Origin of the sequence: Pollutibacter soli (assembly GCA_029269725.1) — a bacterium.
Taxonomy (GTDB): Bacteria; Bacteroidota; Bacteroidia; order Chitinophagales; family Chitinophagaceae; genus Pollutibacter; species Pollutibacter soli.
On the sequence record JARJHS010000001.1, the window covers coordinates 688,762 to 712,800 of the forward strand.

The window sequence follows — 24,039 nt, forward strand, 5'->3', positions numbered from 1 at the left end:
AAGCAACCCATCAGTTATGAGTGCATTCTTCGGAGGTTTTCATCCGCTTATAGTCCATCTGCCTATCGGCATTTTGCTGGTGGCAATTTTGTTTGAATTGATTTCAGGAATTAATAAGTACCGAGCCCTTCAATCAGCCATACTTCCACTACTTTTCCTTTCAGCAATCACAGCAATCATTTCGTGTATTACCGGATTATTACTTGCATCCGGAGGTGAGTATGATATTGAAATACTGACAAGGCATAAATGGATGGGCATCATCACAGCCTTTTTTTCAGCAAGTGCATGGGTATTAAAAAAAGATAATTTCAGATTTCGATATAGCAGTACAATCTATAAAGGGCTTTGTATTTTTCTACTCGCAACAATTGTGGTGACCGGACACCTCGGTGGAACGCTTACTCACGGTTCCGGTTTTCTCACGAAAAATCTGCCGGAATCAGTAAAAACGGCAATAGGAATTGACGTTGCAGAAGTTTCGGAAACCCCTATCACCAATGTACAGGAAGCAAAAGTTTACGATGATCTTGTGATGCGCATCATCAATAAGAAATGCGTCAGCTGTCATGGTCCAGATAAACAGAAAGGAAAACTTCGACTGGACCGCGAAGAATTTATTTTGAAGGGAGGGAAAGATGGTTTGGTTATCAAGGCTGGTTCACCTGAAGAAAGCGAACTGATTAAACGAATCCTGCTACCGTTGAATGATGATGATCATATGCCGCCAAAAGAAAAAAAACAATTAACTCCTGATGAACTGGAACTGCTACATTGGTGGATAAAAACCGGCGCTGATTTCAACAAAAAGGTGATGGAATATGCGCAAACTGACAGTATCAAATCGATGCTTCTTGGCTTTCAAACCAGCGGGCAGATTTCGCCAAAAGAAGAATTGATTATCCCAAAAACACAGGTCGCTGCTGCACGGCTCACTCTACTTGATAGCTTAAAAAAGAGCGGCGTTCTTGTTCAAAAAATCGATCCCAATAATAACTACCTGTCAGTAAGTTTTTTAAACACAAGAGGTAGTTCAGATTCAATATTGCATTTAGTGAGTGACCTGAAAGACCAGGTACTTTTTCTTAACCTGAGTGGAAAAAAAATTTCAGACAGCTCTGTGCAAAAGATCGGAGAACTCCAGGCTTTGCGCAAACTTTATTTACAGTATAGTGATGTCAATGACACAACAATTTCAAAATTGAATTCATTACAGAATCTGGAGTATCTGAATCTTGTCGGAACTCCGGTAACTTATAAAGGATTGGAAAGTATTAAAGATCTCAGATCATTAAAACAGCTATTTCTTTTTCAATCCGGTGTAACTCCATCAAGTTATCAAAATGCTCAGCTACTCTTTCCAAAAGCCGGTATCGACACCGGTGGTTACCAGGTTCCTATTTTGGCGTCAGACACAACAATTTATAAATTGCCTAAGAAGGAGAACCAAAAGAAGCCATAACGCTTTGAAATTCCGGCTTTATTTTCCTGTATTGTTCCAGCAGACAGATTTGGTTCAATGCCCGAACCAGGTTATGATTTTCATACCTGGCTCCATAGTATTGATCATTGTTCAGATGATCAGTCATGAAACGCAATGCCTGCATGTAAATCATAAACTCACCTGAATAAAAGCAATATCGAATCTCTTTTTCCGAAAGACAAACTGACATTTTTTCGAGATAACCCTTCAGTATCGCTTCAACATATTCCGTGCGTATGGAGATCTTGCTAAAATCTTTTTCTTCTTCATCAGCGGGCGAAAGATACGTTCTCATCATATCTCCGAGGTCGCTGATAAAATAGCCAGGCATCACTGTATCAAGGTCGATCACACAAATTCCTTTATCCATATCATCAAAAAGAATATTGCTGATTTTGGTGTCGTGATGAATGACGTGCTGTTTAAAGTCTTTGTCGGATTTGATCAATTCGAAAGTTTCAACAATTGAATACCCTTTTGAAAACAAATCAATATCGTTCTGATTCTTTTTCAATCTTTCCTTACTTCCGTTTTTTATGGCATACTGGAACTGAGCCCATCGATGTGAAAGATCATGAAAACCAGGAATCGTCAGATTAAGTTTTTCTGCATTGAAGTGACTGAAAGCAGCGGTAAAGTTTCCGAACTGACGTGCAGCTTCATAGGCCTGTTGCGGTGTTTCACATCGTGTGAACGCGTGTGAATTCCGGACAAAATGGAACATCCTGAACGTTTCGCCTTTGAGCTGCACAAACGGCTTACCGGTCAGGGTTTTTATAGGAAGCGGTAAAAAATACGCCGGATGAAACTCGCGTAAGTGCTGTTCCAGCAGGTCCATATTTGCGGCAATATCTCCAGGTTTTTTAAAAACGGAGGTGTTGACTTCCTGCAAAACATAGGATCCAACACCACCAGCTTTCACCAGCCATGTTTGGTGAATTAAACCGCTTCCTAAAGGGCTGAGTTCAAATTGCTCCGGATCAAAACCAAAGGAATGTAATACCTCCTGCATCATAATTTTTTCCTTTGCTTTTATAAATCCGGATCTTTCAGAAATAAGGGTCAATACAGCAACCTGGTCTTAATAGTTTCCTTAACATTTTTCAAAAGATTGAGAGCGTCCCGGGACAATTTTTTGTCAACGTCCAGCACCACATACCCGATTTCATCGTTGGTCTTCAGGTACTGACCCAATATATTGATCTTATGTTCAGACAGTTTACTATTGATCTCGGAAAGTACGCCAGGCACATTGTTGTGAATATGCAGGATGCGATGTGTCCCTTCCTGCGGTTGCAGGCTGATGGGAGGAACAGTATGAGAGCCTATACTCATTCCCATTTCCAGGTACTGAAACAATTTGCTGCTGACATCTTCCCCGATGTTCTTCTGTGCTTCCTCAGTGGAACCGCCGATATGTGGTGTAAGAAGCACATTAGGAAGGTCCTGCATAGGCGTCTGGAAAACATCTCCATTTTTCTCCGGTTCAACAGGGAAAACATCGATAGCAGCGCCACCCACTATTCCATCAAGAATAGCTTTGCGGAGCGCTTCCAGCTCTACTACTTCGCCACGGGCGTAGTTGAGAAGGATCGAACCTTTTTTGAAATGTTTAAGCAGATTTTTATTGATTATATTTTTAGTCTGCGCTGTTTCGGGAACATGAAGCGTGATAATATCAGCTTTGCTGACCAGGTCTTTGAGTGACTTTACTGAGGTTGCATTTCCCAGCGGAAGTTTAGTTACTGTATCGTAGAAAATCACTTTCATTCCAAAAGCTTCGGCGAGCACGCTCACCTGTGACCCGATATTTCCATAACCGATAATACCGAGTGTTTTGCCACGCAACTCGAAGCTGCCTTTTGCATCTTTCATCCATATACCTTCATGAGCTGCTTTATTCTTGGCGGGTATTTTACGGATAAGCATAATCGAAGCGCCGATTACCAGTTCGGCCACAGAACGCGTATTGCTGTATGGAGCGTTAAAAACGACCACACCCTTCTGCGTAGCCGCTTTCAGATTCACCTGGTTGACGCCAATACAAAAACATCCGATCGCCTGCAATTTATCTGCGTGATCGAGAACTTTTTTTGTGATCTGCGTTTTCGACCGGATGCCCAGCAAATGCACATCTTTAATCTCTTCAATAAGCGCTTCTTCTGTTAAAGCACCGCCAATTTTCCTGATATCTGTGTACCCCGCTTCTCTGAAAAGATTAACAGCGGTTTCACTGATATTCTCTAAAAATAAAATCTTGATCTTCTCCTTTGGGTAACTAGTACTTTTCTTCTCTGGCATAGTAGTTGTACGTATCTTTAGCGCGAAAATAATAATAATCTATATCTGTCGTTATCCAATAACGATACCTATATGCAAAACCGCTTTCTATCCGCCCTTATTGTAGTATTACTATCTGGTTGTTATGCAACTACGGATAAGTATGAATTAAAGAGAGACCCGGCAGATACGCTGGCCATTACCCCTGCAATAATCCCCGGTAATATTGATCAGCAGGAATTCAGGAAAATTTTTAATGCTGCCGACAACTTCTATGAATCATCGTTGAAGCCTTCCCGTTTCAATGGTGGGATCCTGGTAGCAAAGAAGGGACAGATCGTTTTTGAAAGCTATGATGGGTATCAGAATCATTGGAGCAAAGAACTGATTGATTCAGCAACTTCATTTCACCTGGCATCGGTTTCAAAAACCTTCACCGGAATGGCGGTGCTGAAACTCTGGGAAGAAGGTCGCCTTCAACTCAATGACAATGTTGCCAATTATCTTCCCGGATTTCCATTTGAAGGTGTAACTATCAAAACACTGCTGAATCATCGCAGTGGTTTACCCAACTATGTGCACTTCATGGAAGAACTGGGATGGGATAAAAAGAGGATCGTTCAGAACCAGGATATCCTTCAGTTTATGATCGACAACAAGCAAAAACTGAATGTTGCAAAAGCTGATCGTCGTTTTTCATACAGCAATACAAACTATGCGTTGCTTGCATTGATCATTGAAAAAGTTTCAGGAAGAACTTATACAAACTATCTCCAGGAAACATTCTTCCTTCCGCTGGGTATGAATCATACTTTCGTTTTCTCTATTGAAAAGGCAAAAGATGTATTACCATCATATAACTGGAGAAACAAACAGGAGGCATTTACTTTCCTCGATGCAGTTAACGGAGATAAAAATATTTACAGCACACCACGCGACCTGCTTAAATGGGATTATGCTCTCTCCTATGGCAATCTCTTCAAGCAATCTACCTTAGATAGCGCTTATGCCGGATACAGTTTCGAAAAACCAGGTATCAAAAATTATGGACTTGGCTGGCGAATGTATCAATACCCGAATGGTAAAAAAATCATCTATCACAATGGATGGTGGCATGGCAACAATACAGTATTCAGCAGGCTCACCGGAGATTCTGCAACTGTAATTGTATTGGGCAACAAATACAATCGTCGCATTTACGATGCAAAGAAAATTTTCAGCGCATTTGATGGCTATTCCACAGAAGCTGAAGGCGATGAGTGATCTTTCATCAGGGGATTGACCTATTTTTAGGAACAGTTCCGAGTTGATGAAAATTTTTTCCGCAGAACAAATCAGGGCATGGGATCGGTTTACGATCGCGAATGAACCCATCAGTTCCATTGATTTAATGGAAAGAGCGGCCATACGTTGCGTTGAGTGGCTGCTTGAACATTTTCCCAGGCAAAACGACTATTTTATTTTCTGTGGCACTGGTAACAATGGTGGCGATGGCCTGGCCATTGGAAGAATGCTGAGTGTAAAGGGGAAAAGAGTGTACTACTTCATTATCAATCCAAAAAACAGGGAACTCTCAAGTGATTGTTTAATTAATCTCAATAGAATTAAAGAAACCGCTGCTAAAGGGATTAATAGTGAACAGCTGCCTTCTATTCCAACTGAGGCAATTTTAATAGACGCAATTTTCGGGACTGGTTTAAGCAAGTCGCCCGAAGGAAAAATCGCAGAATTGATTAATGAAATCAATGCTCTTCCCAACAAAAAAATTGCGATTGATCTACCCAGCGGATTGCTTGCTGATCAATGGTCAGGTACAGATGCCATTATCAGGGCGGATTTTACGCTTAGTTTCCAGTCCCCAAAGCTGGCTTTCATGATTCCTGAAAATGAAAATTATACGGGCCAGACAGTGATTCTTGATATTGGCCTGCATGCCGGATTCGAATCATCAAATGATAGTAAGTACAGTTATTCAGATTGGAAATCAATCCAGCCGCTTTTAAAGAAAAGAAAATCATTTTCGCATAAGGGGACTTACGGACACGCTGCCCTCATGAACGGATCTTATGGAATGTTAGGTGCAGCGATCCTGAGCAGTCGCGCTTGTCTGCATTCCGGTGTGGGAAAACTCTCGGTTTTCTGTTCAGAAAACTCCTACCCTATTCTGCAAGTCGCTGTGCCGGAAGCTGTGTTTGAGATTCATAATACTGATCTATGGGCGTCCATTCTGGACGGATCTGAAAAGTTCCAGGCGATCGGAGTTGGGTCAGGCTGGGGGAAAAATGACCAGTATACATCGATACTCGGCACCCTATTCAGGCAACAATTGCCCATTGTCATCGATGCCGATGCGATTAATTGTATCGCAGATCATCCAGGTCTGATACGAGAAATTCCTTCTCATTCTGCGATAACACCACACGTCAAAGAGTTTGAGAAGCTCTTCGGCAAATCTGAAAATGGGTATGCCAGAATACAGTTGGCAATTGAAAAGGCAAAAGAGCTTAAAATCCATATTATACTTAAAGGTTACCGGACTTTGGTTGCATTACCGGATGGAAGGGCGGTTTTTAATAGTACGGGCAATCCGGGAATGGCAACTGCGGGTACGGGGGACGTATTGACAGGCATGCTTACATCCTTTCTGGCCCAGGGTTATTCTTTTGACGATGCCTGTGTGCTGGCAGTATATGTCCATGGCATGGCCGGGGACCTGGCAGCGAAAACGTTATCTCAGGAGGCCATGACGGCCCTTGATCTTATCTCATTCATTTCCACGGCCATATTAAAATTTGATGAGAATTGGCTTTTTTGAGAACAAAGTTTTGAAAACATTTGCATTTCAGCCGAAAGTTTTTAGTTTTGTAGGCCATACTAAACGGTGCTACGCCTCATCCCTTTCCTATTTTAGACCTTTTCGTCTAGGGTGCTAAGTTAAAGTTCCATTCCTATTTCAGACCTTTTACAGCAGGTGCTTTCAAATCCTTCCTATTTAAGGCCTCCAATTATCACCGAACATCCTCTGAACCATTTTCCGAAATGTTTTTGCGATTAGGCAATGATGTTTCCCTACATCTAAAAAAAAGAAATTAGTATGAAAGAGTTCTACACCAGAATTTTCCGTTCCCAGGTATTCCTGTTTGCTTTTTTGTTAATCGGCTCTGCCTCTTATGCGCAGCTAACCATTACCGTTACCTCCACGGCAGACTCCGGACCTGGTACTCTACGGGAGGCCATTGAAACGATAAACGCAAACCCGGCGCCTCCGGCCGGAAATTATATCAATTTTGATTTTTCACCTGGTACTGCTCCGTTTATTATAACGCTGGCATCTCCATTGCCGGCCATTACAAAAACTATTTTCTTTAATGGATATTCAGAACCTTCTTCTGCGGAAGGAGCCATCGGTGCACGCACGATCTCTGTACAGATTGATGGAGGTGGTTTTCCTAACCCTATTTTCGATGTACAGTCTGATCTATGCAATTTCGCAGGTCTTAGCCTTGTAAATTCCGGCGGTCATGGAATCAGCTTTGCTGATTATACAAATGGCCACAGGGTTTGGGGATGTTATTTTGGTGTGGCTGCTGATGGCGTTACAAGTACCGGCACTGCAATTGCAGGCTCTGGTATCTACCTTGGTTATTCACCAGGTGCGCAGGGTCAATTTGGAAGATCCATCATAGGAACCCAGGACCTGGGTTACGACGAAGGTGCAACACGTGCGAACGAAGGAAACGTCTTTGGTAACTGCGCGACTGGTATCGAAAGTCTTGGTCAGCAAAATATTCGAATCCGCGGAAACTGGGTCGGTATTGCAGCTGATGGTACAACTGCAGTTCCCATAACCGGTGCAGGCATTCTTCTTAACTCTTATACTATTGGCGGTGTGGTTGGAGCAAGTCCTGATGATACATTGAGCACCTTTCTAACGAATTATGTAGGTAACGCGGTTGAAGGAATCACCGTTAGAGATATAGCCAAATTTAATCTGGTGTCCGGTAATGTGATTGGCAATACTCCCGCCGGTGCAACAGCAGCTATCAGCGGCTCAGGGATGAGTCTCGAAAATACGCACAATAATTCTATCGTTGGTAACACTATTGAACATGCTGTTGAAGGTATCCTTATCTGGAACAATGTCACTGCATCCATCACTGCAGGTGGTGACACTTCAGCTTCGGTAAGTAACAGCATCATTGCAAACACAATAGATTCAAACTTTGTTGGTATCAAGTTTAGTAATTTCAGTGCAACTGTGCCCGTTACTAAAAACATTATCGGTAATGATGGAATAGGCAACAATGCGGTTTTTGAAGGAAATACAATTACTAACAGTTCAAGCGGATCCGGGCTCATTATTGACGATGCTTCAGGTGGTCCGATCACATTGAACCGCATTTCAGCGAATTCTTTTGAAAACAACAATGGCAGTGGTGGGCCGGGCGTTAGTATTGCACTTAACTCAACTAATACTCTTAACCCGATCAATTGCGCAAGCCCAACAACAGGTCCGAATCAAAATCTGAACAGACCAGTCATTGATTCAGTACAGGTGATCGGAACAAACCTGCACATCAAAGGATGGGTAAACGCAGGACTTACAATGGATTTCTATGTAACCACAGGCGCAACAACTTTTGGTTATGCAGATCGTCCTTTCGGTGAATTAACTACATATCTTTTCAGTGCGACCGAAGGAACTCCTGGCATTGATTTCGGTGGCGGAACTTCACTTTCTGAAAGTGATGGTGTTGGTGGAACATGTACACTGAATAATTTTGAATTTGTTGTTCCGCTGGCTTCTGTTCCTGGTTTTACAGTTGGGGCTAATGTTGCAGCGATCGCAATGGATGCTGCTGTTGGTCCTGCAAATACATCAGATTTCAGCGCGCTTGTATTGAGCGTTCTGCCGGTTACTTATCTGTCATTCACCGGCCAGGTTGCAAACAACGTTGTTAACCTGAAATGGCAGACAGCAACTGAAAGCAACAGTAGTCATTTTGATGTACAGCGTAGTGCTGATGGTTCGAACTTTGTAACTATCGGAACAGTATCTGCAGCTGGTAATTCACAGATCACTCAGAACTATGGATTTACTGATGCTGCTCCATTGAAGTCTGCAGTATCGTATTACAGATTGAAACAGGTTGACCTGGATACTAAGTTTGAATACAGTAAAACAATCCTGGTGAAATCATCTGGCAGCAACAACAGGTTCGTGATCTCTCCGAATCCGGTTGTTTCCAACCTCGTGATCAATCTGGTATCTGATGTGAAAGAAACAGTATCAATCCGTCTGATCGACCAAAGCGGACGAATAGTAAAATCAATAAATCAGAATCTGACCAATGGTGCCAACCAGGTTCGTCTCAATGATCTCAGCACCTTGCCTTCTGGTGTGTATGTACTCCAGATTGCTGGTAAATCAACTTTGATCAACGAAAAAATCATGAAACAATAATTGGGGAAATTCCCATGGTTGAATGAATAAATCTGTAGGGACGCAAATCAATGCGTCCCTACTTCTTTTTGTCCGGGAACAGGGATTCGGCCTGAATTTCAGGCGTTTTTCAGGTGTTAAAAAAAATAACATTTCCTTGCATATTTCATTTTGAAAGCTATATTTTTGCCGCCCTGCCAAGGCTGAAAACCAGCTCTGGAAATTGACCCGATAACATTAAAGTTTAAGACTCTTTGCACATGGACAAACTGCTTTATCTCGTGCCCGCAATGGGGCTCATAGGATTGTTGTACACGCTTTTGAAGTTTAACTGGGTTTCCCGCCAGGATGCCGGTAATGACAGGATGAAAGAGATCAGCAATTATATCGCTGAAGGAGCGATGGCTTTTCTCAAAGCAGAGTGGAAAATTCTCGGATATTTCGTGGTGATCGTTGGCATTTTACTCGCCGTTATGGCCAGTGCCAATCCAAACTCTCACTGGCTTATCGCGGTATCATTCGTAATAGGCGCAGTATTCAGTGCAGTTGCTGGTTATATCGGTATGCGCGTAGCAACCAGAGCCAATGTACGTACTGCAAATGCAGCCAGAACAAGCTTAAGCAAAGCATTGAATGTATCCTTTACCGGAGGATCTGTCATGGGACTTGGCGTTGCCGGTCTCGCTGTACTCGGTCTTGGTGGTTTGTTCATAATATTTAAAATGATTTTCGCCGCTGACGCTTCTGTTGATTCTGTTGGTATGCTTCGTACTATCGAAGTTCTTACAGGGTTTTCACTTGGAGCGGAATCTATCGCGCTTTTCGCACGCGTAGGTGGCGGTATCTACACAAAAGCTGCCGACGTTGGAGCTGACCTGGTAGGTAAAGTAGAAGCTGGTATTCCTGAAGATGATCCAAGAAACCCTGCTACCATTGCTGATAATGTTGGAGACAATGTGGGCGATGTTGCGGGTATGGGTGCTGATCTTTTTGGTTCCTATGTGGCGACTGTACTGGCCACAATGGTACTCGGGCAGGAGACCAGTGCAGCTGATAACTTTGGTGGGTTCTCCCCTATCCTGCTGCCAATGCTGATTGCAGGCGTAGGAATTCTGCTTTCCATCGTAGGTACCTTTTTTGTTCGCATCAGCGACTCCGCTGGTGTGAATACTGAAACAGTACAGAAAGCCCTTAACATGGGCAACTGGGGGTCTATCATATTGACGGCTATTGCATCTTTTGTACTTGTGTATTACATACTTCCCGAAACACTGACGCTTCGCGGACATGAGTTCACCAAATGGGGCGTTGCAGGAGCCATTGCAGTTGGCCTGCTAGTAGGTACTCTCATGAGTATTATCACTGAGTACTACACGGCAATGGGTAAACGTCCGGTGTTGTCCATTATTCGCCAGTCATCAACGGGGCATGCAACGAACGTGATCGGTGGTCTAGCTGTCGGAATGGAATCAACCTTCCTTCCGATCCTTGTACTTGCCGGTGGTATCTGGGGTTCTTATGAATGTGCAGGTCTCTACGGTGTTGCTATCGCAGCAGCAGGTATGATGGCAACCACTGCCATGCAGCTGGCTATTGATGCATTCGGACCTATCGCTGATAACGCTGGTGGCATCGCTGAAATGAGTGAGCTTCCGAAAGAAGTGCGTGAAAAAACAGATGTACTCGATGCCGTAGGTAACACTACAGCAGCAACGGGTAAAGGTTTTGCAATTGCTTCAGCAGCGCTGACAGCACTTGCACTTTTCGCAGCTTTCGTTGGCGTTGCAGGTATCGATGGAATCGATATTTACAAAGCCAAAACTCTCGCCTCACTGTTTGTTGGAGCAATGATTCCTTTTATATTTTCTTCTCTTGCCATCCGCGCTGTGGGTGAAGCGGCAATGTCGATGGTAGAGGAGGTTCGTCGCCAGTTTAAGACGATTCCCGGAATTATGGAAGGTACCGGTCGCCCTGAATATGATAAATGCGTTGCTATTTCTACTGATGCATCTATCAAGAAAATGATGCTTCCGGGTGCTATTACTATCATTTCTCCATTGATTATTGGATTTTTACTCGGTCCTGAAGCGCTTGGCGGCTTTCTCGCAGGTGCAACAGTGAGTGGTGTACTGATGGGAATGTTCCAGAACAATGCAGGAGGTGCATGGGATAACGCAAAAAAATCATTCGAAAAAGGCGTTGAAATCAACGGCCAGATGTACTACAAAAAATCCGATCCACACAAAGCATCAGTGACTGGTGATACTGTTGGTGATCCATTCAAAGACACGTCCGGACCGTCAATGAATATCCTGATCAAGTTGATGTCCATTGTTTCATTGGTAATTGCTCCTACTCTTGCACAAATGCATGGTACCAGCGGCGCTCATGGTAAGACTGAAACTAAGAAAGAGATCATGATCAAAACTCCGGTACAGGCGCAGACTGAAGAAAAATCTGAAATGATATCTTCAGAAAAGAAAACAGTTTCTGCTCGTTATGAAGAAGATAAAAATGTTGAAAAAAATCAGACTGTTACAATAGCAAATGAAAATACTAAAGCAGCATTGAATTAAAATATCAATGTCTGAAAACAAAAGAGCCTTTCCGTCGGGAAAGGCTTTTTTATTTACTGATCGTTATTTTTTTTCCTTCATCAGCGCTTCTTTTGCGAGTTTGAGGTCTTCCATTTGTTTGGCATTTAACTGCGGATATTTCATATCAAGTTTTTCCAGGGTACGATAAATCACAGCTGCTATTGCCAGCCTGGAAAACCACTTGTCATCTGCAGGAATTACATACCACGGAGCTTTTTTCGTAGAAGTTGCCGTGAGCATTTTTTCATAAGCACCCATATATTTATCCCATAGCACTCGTTCATGCAGATCGGATGCAGAAAATTTCCAGTTTTTTGTTTTGTCGTCGATGCGTTCGATAAATCTTTTCTTCTGTTCTTTTTTTGAAAGATGAAGAAAGAATTTCATGATCACCATACCGTTTTCCTGGAGGTTTTTTTCAAAACGATTGATCTGGTTCATACGTCTTTCCCAAAACTCATCATCGATGTCCTGCACAGAATTAATTCCAGGAATATTTTCATTGAGAATGAATTCCGGATGAACCCTTGTAACGAGCACATTCTCATAATGCGATCGATTAAAAATGCCAATCTCTCCACGTGCAGGTAGCACTAACTCATGGCGCCATAAGTAGTCATGATCGAGTTCATTGGTTGACGGTGTTTTAAAACTGTGAACTTTAACTCCCTGTGGGTTCAGTCCGGACATTACGTGTTTGATTGCACCGTCTTTCCCTGCCGCATCCATTGCCTGTAACACAATCAGAACCCTGTATTTGTTCTCAGCGTAAAGAACATCCTGTAATTCTGATAGTTTTTGAATTCCCAGTTTCAGCAGAGCCTCGCCTACTGGTTTATCCAGTTGATCGTGATCGTAGTCTGTGGCAAATTTATTCAAAGACACTTTCTGACCAGGTTTTACGATCATTCTATCTATGTAATGCAGAATGCTATCGAGCGTCATTTAATCTATTTTGGTATTAATATAGATCATTTCATGTATAAGCTACAGTATACTCAGTTTACAATAAAAAATAAAAAAGTATGACTGGTAAATTGTTTTTACGAACACAATCGTATATTTGATTACGATAAAAATCGTATACTATGAGCGGAAGCAAATCAATAAAGCCTACGGAAAGTGAATTGGAGATTCTCCAGGTACTCTGGGAAAAGAAATCAGCCACTGTAAGGGAGGTGCATGAAGAAATATCTAAAACAAAAGATATTGGCTACACTACTGCCCTGAAACTTTTACAGATCATGTTCGAAAAAGGGCTGGTCAGCCGGGATGATTCTTCCAAAACCCATATATACATGCCGGCGGTATCCAGGGAAAAAACACAAAAGCATCTGCTGGGTAAGATGATCGATAATGTTTTTTCCGGATCGTCTACACAACTGGTCATGCAGGCCCTCGGTAACCACAAAACCAGTCGTGAAGAACTGGATGAAATTCAAAAACTGCTGGACAATCTCAGAAAGGACTAACGTTTTTCTATGGAATCGAATCTGTTCAATTCAACAGCTGTATTGTATGCTTTGGGATGGGCAATTGCTCATTCCCTCTGGCAAATGGGCGCGTTGTGGCTGGTGTTTCAATTGTTTTTCGGACTCCACAAAAATCAAAAGCCGGCCATTCGTTACAGTGGCGCACTGGTGTTGTTTACTGGCGGGTTTATCTGGTTTGTAGTTACATTTTTACAACAGTTCAATCACTACCAGCTTTTTACAAAATACATTGAACAACTGCCATTGACCGGTGCAGATCCCGCAGTTATCGATCTTCTTAACACGGATACTACCAGGTGGACTGACCTTTCAGCCTTGTACAGCCTTTTTGACAAATTTGTTCCTTTTCTTTCCGCAGGATATATCATTGTTCTTTTCTTTCTCGCCATCAGATTTATTAACGCTTATGCCTACACGCAAAGTCTGAGATCGACAGGTATTGTTGGTGCAGGAGAATATTTCAATAAAAAGCTGGATTCTTTTTTGGACTCAATGCAATTACCTTCTGATATCCAGCTTTTCTTCAGCGAGGTAATTGATGTGCCGGCAACCATCGGCTTTATAAAACCGGTAATCTTACTTCCTGTTGCTACAATCACAAATCTTTCTGCAGAGCAGGTTGAAGCTATTATCCTCCATGAACTGGCTCACATACGCAGACAGGATTATTTACTTAACATGATTGTCGCAATCATGGAAACAATTTTGTTTTTCAATCCTTTTGCCCACCTCTTGACTGTAAGCCTTAAGAAGGAAAGAGAATTGTTCTGTGATGATTTTGTTGTGTCGTATAATAAAAATCCTCAGAATTACGCCTCTGCCCTGCTTAGTCTTGAGAAAATGAGAAAGGAACAGAAACTGGTGTTAGCGGTCGCAGCGACAGGGCATGATGGAGTTCTTCTGAACAGGGTGAAAAGAATTTTGAATATTAAGACGAATACTTTTCAGTATAAAGAGAAAATTGTTGCCCTGTTTTTTATTTCGCTTTTGCTCAGCACCCTGGCATGGTTGGATCCGATGCCTGAAAATCAAAAAATGTATGCGAGATCAATAAACAATGCTGATCCCGTAGCTGTCTCTGACGCTGCGCCTGAACCAACTGTGGTTGATCTTATAAGGAAAGATTTTGCGTCGACTGATTCTTCAAAAATGGTTGCTGTGAAAAAGAACATAAAACCAGTACTTCGTGAAGGCAGTCTGGTACCTTCTTCTGAAAGAAGAGCGACCGTTCAAAACCCGCTACCTTCGATTTTTGTGCACTCACCTGCAGCACCAGCCGAACCACCGGCATCGACGAATTTGCGTTTTTATTCTCCGGATGCAAGGATCGCATCGACCGAAGCAGAATTAGAAAACAATATTAACTATACTTACAGTTTCGATTTTAAACAGCAGAAATATGCTGATTCTGTTTTAGGATCAGTTTATCAGTCTCAAAAAGGTAAAATCGGAAGTAAAGAGTATAACGCGTATCTCGATAAGATAAAGGAATTAAAAGATGCAGGTTATGCGTTTTCTCCCTGGTTCCTTCAGAAAATGACTGCCCTTTACCGAAACGAATTAAACAATACAAGAAACCTGCAGAGAACAAGAGGCGTTGCGATAAGGAGAATCCCTGAAAGGACAGCGGCTTCACTTCATTCATTCTTTATGCCCGAAACAGGTCTGGCAATTGCGGAAGCCCCTGCCGCTGCATTTGGTGGAAGTACAGAAGCCTTGCAAAATGTTGAAGCACCCCCCGCTGATCCAAAAGTTGCCGAAAAATTTGAGGCGATGGGTAATTTGAGGACTACTGTTAACGGACAAGCATTTGTACAACTGGCAACACCGGGCGATGTCATGGTTTGGGGAACGAAAAAGGCTCGCGCAAAAAAAACGGAGGGATCAAAATCAAAGAGTGATCAATACAATCAGGATGCTGATACCTATGTGAGTGGTTATACTTATACCCCGGCTTATCCAAAATGGAATGATGAACATGGGGGTGCAACTTTTGACACGTCCTATTCCCATAAAAAAGTCTCAACCACACCATCATCAAATTCGACTGTAGTTGTACAGGGTTATCCCAGGAAAGTAACAACGGTCAGAAAGTCCAAACCCGCAGTTGTAATTCATCCGAAAGAGCAAAAAGAGACAATCGTTATTTTGATCGAAACAGAAACACGGTCAATCAATATTGAAGTAGAGCCGGAATCCAATTGACTACCGGAAATAACCGCGATTTTTGATAAAAATACTTAGTTGATGTGATTAATTTTTTTGATCCTATTTATTATTCGTGCAGCCTTTCCAATATTTTCAAATAATCATTTTATTATTCTCTCCTGTTCCGCAGCAGAAAAGTTTTTCTCTTTTCTTTGGGCATTATTGTTTCCGAATGGAATACTATAGTTGATTCTGAAAATCGGAAATCTTGCGGACTCTGTTCTGAAGGTTACGTTGCTTTTTATATTGAACACTTCTTCCGTCAGTGTTCCATATTTTACATGGTATTGCTGTTTAGTAAAAATATCCTCAACCGTTAGTTGCAGTATTCCCTTCTGCTTGTTGAATTCTTTTTTAATTCCTGCATTCAAAACAGCAAACCCACGCTGCCTCACTGTTCCATTGAAAGAATTGCTGTTGGCAAATCCTGATAACTCAAAGGAATATCTTTTATTGAATTTAAAGGTCCAGTTGGCATTGGCTGAATATCCAAAATAACTGTTATGGAGTGGTTGCCTCGTATAACCGGCACGGTACGCTCTGTAGCCGCCGGTAAATCCGTAATTCATCAACCACCATTTTCCGATGTTTACCGGAACAGTTATTTGTAAATTCAAAAACTCCTGCCTTGATAGATTCTGTGGAGAAATAAATAAAATCTTTCCGTCCACGCTTTCGGTCAGCTGATACCGGGAAATCGCATTGCTTTCGCGACTGTAAATCAATGCCGCGGAGAATGTCCTGTGGCTATATCCGAATTTCAGATTGTGAATAATCGCCGGTTGCAAAAAAGGATTGCCAGTATAGGCTGCGGTAGGATCACTGTAACTTACATAAGAGGCTAAATCATTATAAGCAGGCCGACTGATCCGTTTCGTATATGAAATCTGTAACTCACTGTTTTCATTGAGCCTTCGGGTTAAAAAAATATCGGGAAAAAAAACTCCAAGCTTTCGTACTGAAAGAAGAGTATCATAAAATTTGTTTCGCATTTCAGTAATAGAATATTCATACCTCAAACCAGCTGCAACGTTGGTGTTTTCATCTAATTTCATTGTAACTATTGCATACCCCGCGGATATGTTTTCATTCATTCCGATATTGTTATTCATCAGGGGATTTGAAGTCCAGTTGCTGTCCACAAAGCTCTGCATGCCTGATATACTGCAACTGGTAGTCCATGTGCCTTTGAAACCAGTTTCCAGCCGCAGCTTATCGGAAATTTTTTTTGAATAATCAACTTTACCTACGAGTACCTGTATTCTGCTGTCTGCATATCCTTGTTGTGCAGGGGCAAACAGGTCATTCTCATTTTCCACCTGAACGCTGTTTTCATTTTTAAAAAAACTCTCCACCTGGTAGGGACTTTCGTTATGATAAAACAAAAAATCAGCATTTAGCGATAGCTTACTTCCTGTGCTGATCTGGTGTTCTGCATACAATGAACTGATCAGGTTTTTCCATTGAATATTACCTTTATTCAATCCTCTGAAATGAAGCATTGAATCCGGAAGAATATTATAGTAGGCATCGTTCAGGTTATTCCTGTGATTGCTTCGGGAACTGAAATTTAAGTTGATTCCAAGTGTCGTCTTTTTTGTGAATTTATATTCTGCTCCAGTGACAATATTATGGGTATTTGTTTTCGTATTGGTTGTGTCATGAAATACAGTAGAAGCGTCACCCCCGAATACCGGCATTGACTGGGTTCCTGTTATGTACATATCACTATAGGAGCTGTTAAATGCATAATTGTAAGAAATCCATAAATGTGTCTTGTTGCTCACATGAGACAGGCTGGATCCGGAAGCGAGTTTTCCGCGATATCCATACCCCGCCGTGAACGAAATATTACCGTATGTCCCCACACGCGAATATTTTTTTGTAGTGATGTTTATGATGCCTGCGCTTCCATCGGCATCATATTTTGCACCGGGACTATCCAGTAGTTCTATTGAGGCAATATCATCAGCATTCATCCCGGAAAGCAGGCCGATAATATCGTTTTCGGATAACCGAAGCTGCCGGCCGTTAAGCATCACCTGTACACCGGTTTTTCCATTTAAAGTGATCGCATTATCCCGCGGATTGATTACAACACCTGGTGATCGTTCCAATACCCGTAAAACGGTGCTTCCACGTGTCATCACACTATTGCCTGCCTGAACTACTAAGCCTTCGGGTTTTTGCAATATCTGTGGTATGTTCCTGTGGATTACAATTTCCCGCAACGATTGGCTGGCTCTTTTCAGCGGAATGTCCCCAAGGGTTACCGCTGCATCAAGGGTAGATATGCTTATTGCAGCAAGTTGCTGAGGTTGAAATCCTGCGAAGGAAATCCGGATAACATAATTCCCCGGATGTAATCGCGGGGTTGTAAACTTTCCTGTTGAATCTGTATCTAACGAACTGAGCAGCGTGCTGTCCGGCAAACTTAAAATGGAAACCGTTGCGAATGAAAGAGCAGACCCTGATGAATCTACTACCCTTCCAGATACCTGCGCAAAGCTTTTCAGAATGCAAAATGTACAGAATGCCAGTATTGCCAGGTATCGCATAAGTCGGTTTTCGTTAAAGAAAAGCCGGATTTATGCTGTAAGAAAGTCTATATGCTCAACGGCATGCATCTTTTTACCAAATGCAGATTTGCTTACTTTTTTTGTGCAAGTACCTGCGAATACCCGGAAAATTCCTTTTGTCAACTCCAAACACCCTTTTGTCAATATTCTCATACCGTTTGTGATTGAAAACAAATGGTCCACAGGAATTTTAATATTTTTAATCGTTTTGAAAAACGAAATGGATGAAAAAAAACCGATCAGCGATTGAATGGGTGATAAAATACAAAATCTATCACCTGCCATTCTGGTTTATCTATCATGTTCTTTGGTGGACCATTACCATTGGAAGCCTGACCATGGTATTCAATAATATTTTTCATTCAGCATATGTATACAAATTCCTCTTCTATGTTATTTTTGAAGCCCTTGGCGCATACTTCGTTTTATACTATTTGTTGCCGCACTTTCTGGAAAAAGGGAAGATTAAATCCTTTATAATTTTATTTGCAGTCACAGCCTTACTCACGGGTTCGCTGATCGTATTGGGCTATCCATTCAGTTCATGGGTTTCCGGAACTTCCATGTTTGAGCTTTATGGAAAACAACCGCACGAATACATGTATTTTTTCAAGACCAATACGATGGCGTCAGCAACTGCAGCGCTTACTTTGGCACTTAGTGTTAAACTCACAAAAAACTGGATTCAATCTAAAAATAGACAACAGATCCTCGAAAAAGAAAAGCTGGAATCTGAACTCAGGTTTTTAAAAACACAGTTCAATCCGCATTTCCTTTTCAATAGTATCAATTCGATTTTCGTTCTAATCCATAAGAACCCCGATATGGCATCGGAGTCGCTGGCGAAATTTTCAGATTTACTTCGTTATCAGCTGTATGATTGCAATGAGTCATGGATATCACTAAAACAGGAAATGAATTATATCGAAAATTTTATCGGGCTCGAAAAACTCCGGCAGGAAAAGAATGTGGAATTGAATATCAATGTAAATTTTTCCTGCGGTGATGATGTAAGGATTGCTCCTTTTATTCTTATGCCTTTTATTGAAAACGCATTTAAGCATGTTTCAAAGTTCAATGACCGGAAGAATGAAATAAATATTCAGATAGGGATAAGTGAAAGTTGCCTGTTTTTGGAAACTTCAAATTCTGTTTCGGAACATCACCGTTTACCTGGAGAGTCATCAAAGTATAAGGGTCTTGGTTTAAAGAATATTCGCAGAAGGCTCGAGCTCCTGTATGACAAAAAACATCAGCTTGATATTTTTGAAACCAATGAAAAATACAGTGTGAAACTGATGATTGTTTTGGAAAGAGAAGCGCAACAGATCAACCGGATTATAGAAACTACACCATCATATTCTTACTCGCTGTGAAAAATTTAGTATGAATTTAGCCTGTGCTGTTATTGATGATGAGCCTTTGGCCAGGGAATGTATGGTCAACTATCTTAGGGAAATCGATTTCCTGGAGCTTGCTGCGACGGGTAATAATCCTGTTGAGTTAAGCAGAATTCTTTCCGAAGAAAAGATCGATCTCATTTTCCTGGATATCCAGATGCCTGTAATGAATGGCATTGAGTTTTTGAAATTGACCAGGGATTTGCCGATGGTGATAATTACAACGGCATACCCTAATTATGCATTGGAAGGATTTCAGTTTGATGTAATAGATTACCTGGTAAAGCCCATCACGTTTAACCGATTTTTCAAAGCAGTTTCAAAAGCAAAGGATTTTTATCTTCTAAAAAATAGAAACTCAGATAAAGTGTCCCCGCAGGATAATTTCGACAGGCATTATTTTTTTATACGCTGTGAGTCCAGGTACGAAAGAATTTTTCTCGATGAAATTTTATATATCGAAGCGATGCAAAATTATATCAGCATAGTGACGGTCAAAGGAAAATTCATCACGCTTTTGTCCATGAAGAATGTGGAACAGAATCTTGCAGGTCACTCTTTCATCCGTGTACACAAATCATATATCGTTTCGATTCCTAAAATCCAAACGATAGAAAATAATGAGGTCGTTCTTCCAAACCACCGAATTCCTGTCAGCCGTAATTATAAGGAAGAAGTTTTGGGGAAAGTACTTTCGAATAAATTATGGACACGATAACGTTAAACGTAGAACGTAAAACGTAAAACGTTAGCTCTTGTGGATGGAATCTGGTTGCTAATACCTTTCTTCTCTAAAATATCAGGTTTCTACGTTCAACGTTCAACGTTGTACGTTCTACATCCCTACGTACCAGGCCCAGCCGCTGTCGCCGGTATCTACAAATTCATCCGTGATAATTATCTTTTCTATGTACTTAAAACTTTTGTACCCGATTTGTTTTTCTACCCGAAGACGTACAGGTGCACCATGAGGAATCGGGAGGTTCTTTCCATTCATTCCATATGCAAGAATTGTCTGCGGATGAAAAGCATCGATCATATCAATACTGTCCGTCCAGCCATCATAAGTCTGAAAGTTTACAAATCTTGCAGAGGGTTTTATTCCGACAGCCTGCAAAATGCGACTGAGTTGCACCCCGTGCCACTGCGCAATTGCGGTCCACCCTTCTTCACAGGTATGTTTCGTAATCTGGTTTCTTACGGGGAATGACTGCAGTTCATGAAGAGAGAAACTTCGTGGCTTGGCGACACTTCCTTCCACTGGCATCCGCCATTGATCAAAATTTGTATCCAGAGCTTTGCTGTAATTTTCGTTAAAACCGGGCTTTGAAGAATCACCGGGATTGATTGTCCCGGTCGCAGGGAAAGAGGAAATATCACCCAGGTTATATTCTTTCGCAAGCGATAATTCCGGCAATAATGAACGTTGAGCTGAATAGGTAAAATCATCCCCCATGCGGAGAATATTGCCGTAAGTGGGTGGTGCAGGTCGTTTACATCCGGGCAGCGATAGTATTCCACCAATCACTCCCAGGCTGGTGATTAATGCTTCTCTTCTTGTGAGAATACGACTCGCTTTGTTATTATGATCCAATGGTCATTGCTTTTATATGTTTTTTGAATCCGGTCATACCCACCATGGTCAGATGGAGTAGCACAAAAAGCACAAGGCTTACAGAGGAGAAAAAATGGATGGTACGTGCCGACTGCGCACCAAAAAAGATTTTCAAAAGAAAAGGAAATGCCGCAGTTATTGCCGGCGACATCGTGAATCCCGTCATGATCGTCAGTGGAAGCAAAAAGAAGACAACGAGATTATAAGTCAGCTTCTGTAAACTTCCATAGGTTGGTCCGCCGCTGGGTTTTGGAAATTGTAAACTGATATGCGATTTCACATCCGTTTTGATACTGGACACTGAAAATGAATCTTTACCCGGAAATAAATTTTTGCGAAAATGCCCTGAAGTAAATCCGAAAATAAAATAAACGAGTCCTGTCAATACAAGAAACCATGCTGATAAAAAATGAAGACTGCGGGCCCAACCATTCTGGTTAAAGATATCATAGGTACGCCCCGCAGTCACCGGTGAGTTTTCGTTATTGAAGAATGCTGTAGATGATGTCCAGCCTCCGTGTTTATAATTTCTGCTGATGGGCAATTCAAAAATAGCAGGTGTAAGATCATTACCTACTTCACCCCAGTACAGTCTTGGATGAACCATGAGGATCATAAATCCGGTAAAGGTCAGTAGAAAAAAACTGATCGTGATAATCCAGTGCGTTACACGTACCCAGCGGCTGTGTCGTTTTGGTAGTTGAGGTTGAACCGCTTCCATCTGTCCGCTTAATTTGTATTGAATATACAAAATCCTTACGGGATGCGGGTTTCAACAGAATTATATTGAATCTATTATAGCTGATCTCCCTCGTCGTGACAAATTTGCGTTATTGCCTGTAAGATGACTGCTGTTTTACCATCCATGCAGGGTATAATTTAGGCAACGGACTCACCTGATCTATTTTTTGAAGATCATCTGCTGACAGATCAAATTTTACAGAAGAGATATTATCGTTTAACTGACCGATTGTTTTTGCACCGATGATGGTACTCGTGATGCCCGGTTGCTGTCGGACCCATGCCAATGCGACCTGTGCTACTGAGGCATTGTATTGGTCACCGATTGTTTTGAAAAGATCAACAAGATCGTAAGCTTTTTCTTTGTCAATGGGTGGGAAATCAAAAACATCTCTTCTTGAACCAGCGCTGGATTGCTCGCGGGTGAATTTCCCACTGAGAAATCCTCCTGCCAAAGGGCTCCATGGAAATATGGAAAGGTTTTGCTTTTGGGCCATCGGCACCAATTCCTGTTCGATATCCCTGGTTACCGCCGAATAGAAATATTGCAAGCCGATAAATTTTTGCCAGCCGCGATAATGCGCGATCGTTTGTGCCTCAGCAACCATCCAGGCGGGCCAGTTACAAATGGCGATATACCTGACCTTTCCTGTATTCACGATATCATTAAGTGTATGTACATTCTGCTCAACAGAAGTCTTTGGATCAACACCATGTACATAAAGAATATCCAGATGATCCAGCTGTAATCGTTTCAGACTCGCATCAACGGAATTAAATATATGGTAACGTGAAAGTCCAAGACTGTTTGGATGATCATCCATGCGGCCAAGCACTTTTGTAGCAACGATAATCTGATCCCTGGGGACAGATAGATCTTTCAATGACTGCCCTAGTAATTGCTCAGATTGACCGTAGGAATAGATATTGGCAGTATCAAAGAAATTGATACCGGCATCAAATGCGCTTTTTATTAATGAGTTTACTTCCTGTTGCTGAAGTTTCCCGATATTATCCCAAACTCCTGCATTTTGTCCGCCAAAAGTCATTGTACCAAAACAAAGCTCGGATACCATCAAGCCTGTCTCTCCTACATAATTGTATTTCATTGTTCTTCTGATTAATTTGAAGAACAAAGTTCAGAAGGAGTTTGGGTTGGCTGGTAGCCGTCTTCAAACGAATAATATAAAAATTCAAACAATCGGTTCCGACCTGAAAAGTCGGGGCGTCTGCTGCATATTTTTTTTAAAGAAAGAAATGAAATGTGACGGTTCATCGAAGCCGAGACTGTACCCCACTTCAGAAACATTCCAGTTGGTATGTTTCAGCAATGTCCTTGCTTCCTGTAAAACACGCTCTGAAATATTTTGGGAAGTTGTTTTCCCGGTGACTGTTTTTAGTGCCCTGTTGAGATGATTAATATGTACCGAAAGATGGGAAGCATAATCGACAGGCATTCGAAGCTTCATTCGTTGTACTGGAGATTCGATTGGAAACTGTCGCTCGAGCAATTCTGTAAATAAAGAAGTAATCCGATCATTGGCAGAATGATTTTGCTGCTGAATCACTTCCTGCGGTTTCAACTTCATTGCCTTATGTATGAGCTGAAGTACAAGCGCGCGCAGTAGATCGTATTTAAATGCATAATCAGCATTGATCTCCGTAAACATTTGTTCAAAAATTGAACGTATTGCCGGAATATCTTCTTCATTCAATTCAAATAACGGAACCTGTCCGGGTTTGAAAATCGGGTATTCCTTGATGTTAGGTATCTGGTCAAGAAATTCATCTGTGAATACACAGAAATACCCTCGTTGCGTATCCTCGAGTCGTTCCCATGCATAAGGTATCATCGGATTGGAAAACAGCATTGCGGCTTTTTTTACTTCAACTGATTTATCCGCATAGTGGTACCGCATCCGGTTTTGCACGAGAGAGATTTTATAATAATCCTTCCGACTGTATGGAACCGGACCGGCATTTTTTCCTGAAAAATCTTCAGAACGAAAAACATTGAAGTGGCCGATATCTTTCCTGATATTGTCCGGCACGCAATCCATCTTTTGCTTATAAAAATCCTGGATGGTCTGAACTGATGACATAGGTTAAAGTTACAAAAAACAAACAGGACAGAGTGGAAGGTTTTTAGTTGAAGGTGATAGGTTAGATTCAAATTTGGCGATTTGTCTGCCGGAGAGAA

Annotated in this window: 17 protein-coding genes; 9 read left to right on the top strand and 8 right to left on the bottom strand. The window is 41.7% G+C overall.

Features of this window, described 5'->3' with window-relative positions; all coding sequences use genetic code 11:
- Positions 1–16: 16 nt before the first annotated feature.
- Positions 17–1,462 (top strand): c-type cytochrome domain-containing protein, encoded by a 1,446-nt coding sequence (locus P2W82_RS02960; RefSeq protein WP_336514345.1) that lies wholly within the window; start codon positions 17–19, stop codon positions 1,460–1,462.
- On the opposite strand, the gene P2W82_RS02965 is transcribed toward P2W82_RS02960, so the two are convergent.
- Together P2W82_RS02965 and serA are read right to left on the bottom strand one after the other, a co-directional pair.
- Positions 1,434–2,498, bottom strand: a complete 1,065-nt coding sequence (locus P2W82_RS02965) for a phosphotransferase enzyme family protein (protein ID WP_336514346.1) — start codon at positions 2,496–2,498, stop codon at positions 1,434–1,436. The genes P2W82_RS02960 and P2W82_RS02965 overlap by 29 nt on opposite strands.
- Positions 2,499–2,545: 47 nt before the next feature.
- Positions 2,546–3,784 carry a phosphoglycerate dehydrogenase gene (gene serA, locus P2W82_RS02970; protein ID WP_336514347.1) on the bottom strand — a complete coding sequence of 413 codons (1,239 nt, stop codon included), beginning with the start codon at positions 3,782–3,784 and terminating at the stop codon, positions 2,546–2,548.
- Positions 3,785–3,856: 72 nt separating this feature from the next.
- On the opposite strand from serA, the gene P2W82_RS02975 reads away from it, so the two are divergent.
- The 4 genes from P2W82_RS02975 to P2W82_RS02990 all read left to right on the top strand — a co-directional run bounded on the left by P2W82_RS02975 (position 3,857) and on the right by P2W82_RS02990 (position 11,782).
- Complete coding sequence (locus tag P2W82_RS02975; protein ID WP_336514348.1) at positions 3,857–5,026, top strand: serine hydrolase domain-containing protein; 1,170 nt, start codon at positions 3,857–3,859, stop codon at positions 5,024–5,026.
- Positions 5,027–5,072: 46 nt separating this feature from the next.
- Positions 5,073–6,578, top strand: coding sequence for an NAD(P)H-hydrate dehydratase (locus P2W82_RS02980; RefSeq protein ID WP_336514349.1), 1,506 nt, complete (start codon positions 5,073–5,075; stop codon positions 6,576–6,578).
- A gap of 279 nt (positions 6,579–6,857) precedes the next feature.
- Positions 6,858–9,227: a T9SS type A sorting domain-containing protein gene (locus P2W82_RS02985; protein WP_336514350.1), complete on the top strand. Its 2,370-nt coding sequence runs from the start codon at positions 6,858–6,860 to the stop codon at positions 9,225–9,227.
- A gap of 239 nt (positions 9,228–9,466) precedes the next feature.
- Positions 9,467–11,782: a sodium-translocating pyrophosphatase gene (locus tag P2W82_RS02990; RefSeq protein ID WP_336514351.1), complete on the top strand. Its 2,316-nt coding sequence runs from the start codon at positions 9,467–9,469 to the stop codon at positions 11,780–11,782.
- 63 nt (positions 11,783–11,845) lie between these two features.
- Here the strand turns inward: P2W82_RS02990 and P2W82_RS02995 are convergent, their stop codons facing one another.
- Entirely contained in the window at positions 11,846–12,748 is a 903-nt protein-coding gene (locus P2W82_RS02995; protein WP_336514352.1) for a polyphosphate kinase 2 family protein, read from the bottom strand.
- A 143-nt stretch (positions 12,749–12,891) separates the two neighbouring features.
- On the opposite strand from P2W82_RS02995, the gene P2W82_RS03000 reads away from it, so the two are divergent.
- Complete coding sequence (locus P2W82_RS03000) at positions 12,892–13,275, top strand: BlaI/MecI/CopY family transcriptional regulator (RefSeq protein WP_336514353.1); 384 nt, start codon at positions 12,892–12,894, stop codon at positions 13,273–13,275.
- A 9-nt stretch (positions 13,276–13,284) separates the two neighbouring features.
- Positions 13,285–15,501: a M56 family metallopeptidase gene (locus P2W82_RS03005; protein WP_336514354.1), complete on the top strand. Its 2,217-nt coding sequence runs from the start codon at positions 13,285–13,287 to the stop codon at positions 15,499–15,501.
- 104 nt (positions 15,502–15,605) lie between these two features.
- Here P2W82_RS03005 and P2W82_RS03010 read toward each other — a convergent pair whose 3' ends face one another.
- A complete protein-coding gene (locus P2W82_RS03010) occupies positions 15,606–18,062 on the bottom strand; it encodes a TonB-dependent receptor (protein WP_336514355.1) in 2,457 nt (818 codons plus the stop codon).
- A gap of 245 nt (positions 18,063–18,307) precedes the next feature.
- Here P2W82_RS03010 and P2W82_RS03015 point away from each other — a divergent pair, with 245 nt between their 5' ends.
- A complete protein-coding gene (locus tag P2W82_RS03015) occupies positions 18,308–19,459 on the top strand; it encodes a sensor histidine kinase (RefSeq protein WP_336514356.1) in 1,152 nt (383 codons plus the stop codon).
- 10 nt (positions 19,460–19,469) lie between these two features.
- Positions 19,470–20,201: a LytR/AlgR family response regulator transcription factor gene (locus P2W82_RS03020; RefSeq protein WP_336514357.1), complete on the top strand. Its 732-nt coding sequence runs from the start codon at positions 19,470–19,472 to the stop codon at positions 20,199–20,201.
- Positions 20,202–20,318: 117 nt separating this feature from the next.
- On the opposite strand, the gene P2W82_RS03025 is transcribed toward P2W82_RS03020, so the two are convergent.
- The 4 genes from P2W82_RS03025 to P2W82_RS03040 form a co-directional block, all read right to left on the bottom strand.
- Complete coding sequence (locus P2W82_RS03025) at positions 20,319–21,077, bottom strand: molybdopterin-dependent oxidoreductase (RefSeq protein WP_336514358.1); 759 nt, start codon at positions 21,075–21,077, stop codon at positions 20,319–20,321.
- Entirely contained in the window at positions 21,067–21,819 is a 753-nt protein-coding gene (locus P2W82_RS03030) for a cytochrome b/b6 domain-containing protein (RefSeq protein ID WP_336514359.1), read from the bottom strand. The genes P2W82_RS03025 and P2W82_RS03030 overlap by 11 nt, the downstream gene beginning before the upstream one ends.
- A gap of 109 nt (positions 21,820–21,928) precedes the next feature.
- Positions 21,929–22,948 carry an aldo/keto reductase gene (locus P2W82_RS03035; protein ID WP_336514360.1) on the bottom strand — a complete coding sequence of 340 codons (1,020 nt, stop codon included), beginning with the start codon at positions 22,946–22,948 and terminating at the stop codon, positions 21,929–21,931.
- 84 nt (positions 22,949–23,032) lie between these two features.
- Positions 23,033–23,941: a helix-turn-helix domain-containing protein gene (locus tag P2W82_RS03040; protein ID WP_336514361.1), complete on the bottom strand. Its 909-nt coding sequence runs from the start codon at positions 23,939–23,941 to the stop codon at positions 23,033–23,035.
- Between the last annotated feature and the right edge of the window lie 98 nt (positions 23,942–24,039).

Coding starts and splice junctions, on each gene's coding strand:
- P2W82_RS02960 (WP_336514345.1), top strand. CDS start 17: ATGAGTGCATTCTTCGGAGGTTTTCATCCGCTTATAGTCCATCTGCCT.
- P2W82_RS02965 (WP_336514346.1), bottom strand. CDS start 2,498: ATGATGCAGGAGGTATTACATTCCTTTGGTTTTGATCCGGAGCAATTT.
- serA (WP_336514347.1), bottom strand. CDS start 3,784: ATGCCAGAGAAGAAAAGTACTAGTTACCCAAAGGAGAAGATCAAGATT.
- P2W82_RS02975 (WP_336514348.1), top strand. CDS start 3,857: ATGCAAAACCGCTTTCTATCCGCCCTTATTGTAGTATTACTATCTGGT.
- P2W82_RS02980 (WP_336514349.1), top strand. CDS start 5,073: ATGAAAATTTTTTCCGCAGAACAAATCAGGGCATGGGATCGGTTTACG.
- P2W82_RS02985 (WP_336514350.1), top strand. CDS start 6,858: ATGAAAGAGTTCTACACCAGAATTTTCCGTTCCCAGGTATTCCTGTTT.
- P2W82_RS02990 (WP_336514351.1), top strand. CDS start 9,467: ATGGACAAACTGCTTTATCTCGTGCCCGCAATGGGGCTCATAGGATTG.
- P2W82_RS02995 (WP_336514352.1), bottom strand. CDS start 12,748: ATGACGCTCGATAGCATTCTGCATTACATAGATAGAATGATCGTAAAA.
- P2W82_RS03000 (WP_336514353.1), top strand. CDS start 12,892: ATGAGCGGAAGCAAATCAATAAAGCCTACGGAAAGTGAATTGGAGATT.
- P2W82_RS03005 (WP_336514354.1), top strand. CDS start 13,285: ATGGAATCGAATCTGTTCAATTCAACAGCTGTATTGTATGCTTTGGGA.
- P2W82_RS03010 (WP_336514355.1), bottom strand. CDS start 18,062: ATGCGATACCTGGCAATACTGGCATTCTGTACATTTTGCATTCTGAAA.
- P2W82_RS03015 (WP_336514356.1), top strand. CDS start 18,308: ATGAAAAAAAACCGATCAGCGATTGAATGGGTGATAAAATACAAAATC.
- P2W82_RS03020 (WP_336514357.1), top strand. CDS start 19,470: ATGAATTTAGCCTGTGCTGTTATTGATGATGAGCCTTTGGCCAGGGAA.
- P2W82_RS03030 (WP_336514359.1), bottom strand. CDS start 21,819: ATGGAAGCGGTTCAACCTCAACTACCAAAACGACACAGCCGCTGGGTA.
- P2W82_RS03035 (WP_336514360.1), bottom strand. CDS start 22,948: ATGAAATACAATTATGTAGGAGAGACAGGCTTGATGGTATCCGAGCTT.
- P2W82_RS03040 (WP_336514361.1), bottom strand. CDS start 23,941: ATGTCATCAGTTCAGACCATCCAGGATTTTTATAAGCAAAAGATGGAT.